This window comes from Streptomyces sp. NPDC004561, assembly GCF_053602155.1.
The window spans coordinates 1-5,988 of record NZ_JBSGDB010000505.1; the positions used below are offsets into that span (position 1 = coordinate 1).

Below are 5,988 nucleotides of genomic sequence, written 5' to 3' on the forward strand. Positions count from 1 at the left end.
ATGGGTCGCCTGGTCCGCGGGAGACGAACTGGAAGCCCGCGAGGCGCTGGCCATGGCGCTGGGCGCGGATCCCGACTACCTCTTCGCCCGCCTGCTGCACCAGGCCTGCAACGAGGGGCTCGATCCCGAGTCGATCCGCCGCTGCCTGCGCGCGGAACGCGCGGAGCATACACCGGCGCAGACGCCGGAGCCCACGGAGCCCGCGGACTCCGCAACGGCCATCGACGCGGTTCGGCCCGAGCCTCCGGACACGCTGATGGACGACCAGGACACTCCACCGGGTTCGGGGACGAGCGCTCGCCGGCGGCGGCGCGTGCGGTCAGCAGATGGCAGCGACGGCCGGCGCGCCGCCCGCGCGGCGGGTGGCCGGCGCCGACCGGCCAGTTCCCCGCCGCAACCGTCGGTCTCTGAACCCGCGCGCCCCGGCCCTCGGCGCCGGGAGAGTGCGCGTGCCGTGGGCTCCGGAGATGCCACGACCAGCGGTGCGTCGGGGAGTGTTCGCCGTGAGCCGGAAGGGGAGTGGGAGGGATGAGCACCAGGCGGAGAAGCGCGGGCCGGTATCCGGTCAGGCGATTGCCGCTCCTGCCAGGAAAGAGCTGCGCGGAAAGGGCGCAGGCGAGGGAGTGCGGTCGCAGCCTGTTCCCGGGCCGCATCCGCAGGTGTTCGGCGGTGTTCGAGCGGCGCCGCTGCCGTACCGGCACAGCCGTCCTCGGCCGCTTGGCCGCCCTCGCTCATCTCGCACGGCGGAGTGCGTCGAGGCCACATGCGGGCCTGCCGGGCAGTCGATGGTGGCACCGGTTCCGGAGCCCCTTGACGGCTGCGTCAGTGTCCGCCGCCCGGTCCGGGAGCGGACGGGCGGGCACTTCGGGGCATCGGCGTGGGAATGGGCCGCTGGCGACTTTCGAGTGTCGGCTCGGAAGCGGGCTGCCGGCGTCCTTCGAGTGTCGGACCGGGAGCGGGCTGCGGGCGACCTCCGAGCGTCGCTTCGGCAGCCGGCTGCCGGCGACCTCCGATGGGCCCGGGAGCGTCCTTGCGGGCACCCCCGCCGAGATTGGGCTGCCAGGCGTTGCCGTGCATCGGCCCAGGAGCGGCTTACCGAGCACTTCCGAGCTTCAATGCGTGAGCGGACTGCCGGGCACGTCCCGGCGTCGGTCTGCGATCGACCCACCAGGCAGCTCCCGGCATCGTCCCGCAAACGACCCACCAGGCACTTCCGAGTGGCGGTCCACCGGCGACCCTTCGGCCCCCGTCCGTGTTCCTTCACATCACCATTCGGTCGGCTTCTGCGAGGAGGGCCGTGACCCGGGGGAGCCCCCCTCCGTTCACCTGGGTGGCGGAACGCCTGGACGGGCCCTGCCACCGTACGACCCTTGTCCCCCGGGGCGCCCCACCGGTCGCTCAGCACGTCCGAGGCGCTCCGAGCGCAGAGGAAGCCACCGCATGCACCAGCAGTCGACTCCTCCCTCCGCCTACGACACACGTCCGCCATGGAGTACGCACGAGCCGTTCCCGACGGGCGGTGCCCGCACCATCGCGCCGGAGACCGTCGGCGTTCCGTCCTCGCCGCCGTACGACCCCCGTCAGGAAGCCACGGCCACACGCGGACGGCCCTCGTCCTCGTCCTTGTCCACGGCCTTGAGCCAGTCGCGCCCACCCGGCGCGACCCCGTCGGCCCGCACGTCCCCCAGCAGCCGCCCAGGGCCCGAGCTGCCGGCCACCCACGCGGCGCTGATCTGCGTCGCTCTGCCCGGCCTCGCCATCTCCGGTGAGGCGGGGCAACTGGACGGCCAGGGGCTCGACGGGTTCTACCGAGGCGGCAGGCGCCTGCTCTCGCGATGCCAGGTCCACGTGGCCGGACGCGAGCCGCTGGCGGTGCAGGCGAGGATGACCGGAGCGGACAGCGCGCGCTTCGTGGGCACCCTGCGCGCTTCACCCGCGGCCGGGCCCGACCCGGAGGTCGTGGTCGAGCGGACGCGCCACGCCGACGGCACCGAACGGATCACGTTGCGCAACGCCGGATTGCGTCCGTTGCGTCTGCCGGTCGAGGTCGCTCTCGGCACGGACCTCGCGGAACTCGGGGCCATCGCCGCCGGCAAGGCAGGCCCCGAACTCCCCGCCACTGTCCACGACTCGGGCCTGCGTTGGGCCTCGGCCGGTGCCGCCGCCTGCGTCACCAGCGAGCCGCCGCCCTCCGACGCCCTGGCGTCCGCCGGACTGCTGTGCTGGGAAGTGGACCTGCCGCCGGGTGACTCGGCAACCGTGGAACTGCGTGTGCGCCCCGCCGGGGCCGGCCCGCTGCGGGCCGCGGGTCTTGGCGCGACCAGCCCCCTCGCCCCGGCCCGGGCGGCAGGCGACGACCACCGCGTGGCGCCACTGCTGCAGACAGCCGTCGCCGACCTCCAGGCACTCCTCGTGCGCGACCCCGCACACCCCTCCGACACCTACCTCGCGGCCGGCGCACCCTGGCGCTGCGGAATGGCCCCGGCCGAGGCCCTCGCCGCAGCCCGCATGGTCCTGCCCCTCGGCACCCGGCTCGCCGCGGGCACAATGCGCGCCCTCTCCCGCACCCAGCTCCCCGGTCCGGGCCCACGGGCCGGTCTGATCCCAGGGCCGAGGCGCGACGCCGGTCCGTTCCTCCCGCCGGGCTGCACGGGAACCGAGGCAACACTGCTCTTCCCGGCCCTGCTCGCCGAGGCCCGCCGCTGGGGGCTTCCCGAACAGGAGACGACGGAACTGCTCCCCTCGGCCGAGCGCTGTCTGACCTGGTTGCGGACCGCCGTCGGCGACAGTCCCTACCTCCCGGACCCCCTGCCCGGGGGCCCAGTCCGCTGCGAGACACAGGCCCATGCGCATCGCGCCGCCCTGCTGGGTGCCGACCTCCTGGACGCATACGACAGACCGGGTGCCACGGAACTACGAGAGTGGGCCCGGACGCTGCGAGCGGCCTTCCGCGCCGACTTCTGGATCGAGGACCACGGCGGAGGACGCCCGGCCGCCGCCCTGGCGCCGAACGGTCGGCCGGTGCCCTACCTGGGCTCCGCCGCCGTGCACCTCCTCGACACCGGCCTGCTCGGCACGGGCTGCCTCGCCGCCGGTCTGCTTGACAAGGTGCAGACCGAACACGTAGCCCGGCTGCTGGGCAGCCCCGCCATGGACGCGGGCTGGGGACTGCGCGGGCTCGGTGCCAAGGAGCCGGGACACAACCCGTTCGGCCATCGGACCGGAGCCGTGCGCGTCCACGAGACGGCGCTGGCCGTCGCCGGACTGGCCGCCACCGGTTACGAAAAGGAGGCCGGCGGCCTGCTGAGAGGACTGCTGGACGCGGCAGAACACTTCGGACACCGGTTGCCCGAGATGTTCGCCGGCGAACAACGCTCCGAGGGCAGTGCCCCCTCCCCGCATCCGGCGGCCTGCCGGCCGGCCGCCACCGCCGCGGCCTCCACGGTCCTGATGCTCACCGCTCTCGTGGGAATCCGCCCCGACGCCCCTGCCCGTTCGGTCACGCTGCGCCCCGTCCGCAGTGCTCCGCTGGGCGAACTCGGCGTGACCGGGTTGCGCGTCGCCGGGGCCCCCTTCGCCGTACGGGTCAGCCGGCTGGGGCTGGCCATGGTGGAGGATGCGGCGGACGGCCTGCAACTGGGGGCGTGATCCCGTACACCGCGACCGGAACACGAGGAGGAACCCCGCTACGCCCCATAACGCTACGAAGCGGAACCGCGACGAGTGCGACCGGCGAAGGGAGTGTTTATCGTCAGGCAGACGACTATGATCGCGGCATGCCCTACGACCCGTCAGCCTTTCCGCCCTTCGCCGTCACCGTGGACCTGGTCGTGCTGACCGTTCGCCGCCACGCCCTGTGCGCGCTGGCGGTGCGCAGGGGCGAGCCTCCCTTCCAGGGGCGCTGGGCACTGCCTGGCGGCTTCGTACGGGCCGACGAGGATCTGTCCCAGGCGGCGGCGCGCGAGCTCGCTGAGGAGACCGGGCTGCGCGCACACGACCCCTCGGTCCCCGTCCAGGACAACGGAGCCCACCTGGAGCAGCTCGCCACCTACGGCGACCCCAAGCGGGACCCGCGGATGCGCGTGGTCAGCGTGGCACACCTCGCGCTCGCCCCCGATCTGCCCGCACCGCGCGCGGGAGGCGACGCGAGCAACGCGCGCTGGGCACCGGTCGAGGAGCTGCTCCAGCAGGGCGGTTACGGCCGGGACGGTGAGCCCGTCGCACCGCTCGCGTTCGACCACGCCCAGATCCTTGCCGACGGCGTCGAGCGGGCGAGGTCCAAGATCGAGTACTCGTCGCTGGCCACCGCGTTCTGCCCGGCCGAGTTCACCGTCGGAGAGCTGCGCCGGGTGTACGAGGCGGTGTGGGGCGTGGCCCTCGATCCGCGCAACTTCCACCGCAAGGTCACCGGCACGCCCGGATTCCTCGTCCCGACGGGAGGCACGACCACCCGCCAGGGCGGCCGCCCGGCCCAGCTGTTCCGAGCCGGCGGCGCCACGCTGCTCAACCCCCCGATGCTCCGGCCCGAGGTGTGACGCGACGGCGGCCGTCCGGCGGTTCGCCGACCGAGCCGACTTCATGAACAGGTGCGGGCCGGCCGCATGAACCTAAAGCGGGCCGGTCGCATGAACCTAAAGCGGGCCGGTCGCATGAACCCGATGCAAGTCGGCCGCATGAAACGCGCCTCCGTTGCGTCGAACGGTGGACAGGGACCGGCTTGAGGGTGTGGCACTCAAGACTAGATACCCCCATACCCGAAAAAACCGGACATCGCACGCTATCTTGCTGCAGGTGATCCAGGCCTTCGGACTGACCAGCAATTCCCGCAAGGCGCAGCCGCCCGCCGTCGACGACGTCTCCTTCGAAGCGCGCGCCGGTCAGGTCACCGTGCTCTTGGGGCCCGCCGATGCGGGCAAGACGACGGTGCTCAGACTGATGCTCGAACTGCAACAGGGCCGCGGCATCACCTACTTCAAGGGGCGGCCCCTGCATCGGATCGCCCATCCGTCGCGAGAGGTCGGCGTTCTCCTCGGCGACGTACCCGGGCATCCGGCCCGCTCGGTACGCGGGCACCTGCGCATGCTCTGCGCCGCATCGGGAGTTCCGGCGCGCCGGGCCGACGAGGTCCTCGAGGTGGTGGGCCTCGTCAGCCTCCGGGAGGAACGTCTCGGCTCGCTGTCGCGCGGCATGGACCGCAGACTCGGCCTGGCGTGCGCCCTGCTGTCCGACCCGCACACGCTCGTCCTGGACGAACCCGCCGACGGCCTCTCCGCCCGTGAGGCACAGTGGCTGCACGGCATGCTGCGGGCCCATGCCGACCATGGCGGCACGGTGCTGATGACCACAGCCGACACCAAGGAGGCCGCGCGCACGGCGGACCGTGTCGTCACCCTCGACGGCGGCAGACTCGTCGCCGACCAGGCCGGCCCGGTGTTCGCCCGTACCCGGCTACGCCCGCGCGTGGCCGTGCGCAGCCCCCACGCCACACGCCTCGCGGCCCTACTAACCAAGGAGGCCCGCGCCGACCGCCGCTCCGTCGAGGTCGTACGGGAGGGCGGCAACCGACTCTCGGTGTACGGCACCACGACCGCCGACATCGGCGAGACCGCGTTCCGCCACGGCATCCTCATCCACCAACTCGCCGACGAGGTGGGCGACATGGGCCCCGGCGCCGGGGCGGAGCCCGACGGTGACACGGGCGTGGACGGCGCGGCGCCCAAGGAGGGCGTGGTCGTACCGGACTCACCGCAGACGGGCCGGCGGCGAACCGTGCCCGACCCCAAGCCGATGGAGGAGGGCGGCGCGCCACCCGTCGCTCCCTCGGACGAGCGGAACCAGGCCGCGGCGGACCGCCCGCCGAGGGAGCACGGACGGACTGTGTTCGGCTTCACCGCGCCCTGGACCACACCAAACGGGCCAGCGAGGCAGGGACCGCATCGCACCAGTGATCCCGGCAGCCACCACGCTGCAGCCGATCCGCGGCCCGCA

The 5,988-nt window shown here is 73.4% G+C and carries 4 protein-coding genes; all 4 read left to right on the top strand.

Going from position 1 to position 5,988, the window contains the following annotated elements:
• The coding region (locus tag ACWEN3_RS39140; RefSeq protein WP_452981307.1) for a DUF4192 family protein at positions 1–532 on the top strand (532 nt) is incomplete at its 5' end.
• A 908-nt stretch (positions 533–1,440) separates the two neighbouring features.
• Positions 1,441–3,648, top strand: coding sequence for a glycogen debranching N-terminal domain-containing protein (locus ACWEN3_RS39145; RefSeq protein ID WP_452981310.1), 2,208 nt, complete (start codon positions 1,441–1,443; stop codon positions 3,646–3,648).
• A gap of 128 nt (positions 3,649–3,776) precedes the next feature.
• Positions 3,777–4,535, top strand: coding sequence for an NUDIX hydrolase (locus tag ACWEN3_RS39150; protein WP_452981313.1), 759 nt, complete (start codon positions 3,777–3,779; stop codon positions 4,533–4,535).
• A gap of 256 nt (positions 4,536–4,791) precedes the next feature.
• The coding region (locus ACWEN3_RS39155) for an ABC transporter ATP-binding protein (RefSeq protein WP_452981316.1) at positions 4,792–5,988 on the top strand (1,197 nt) is incomplete at its 3' end.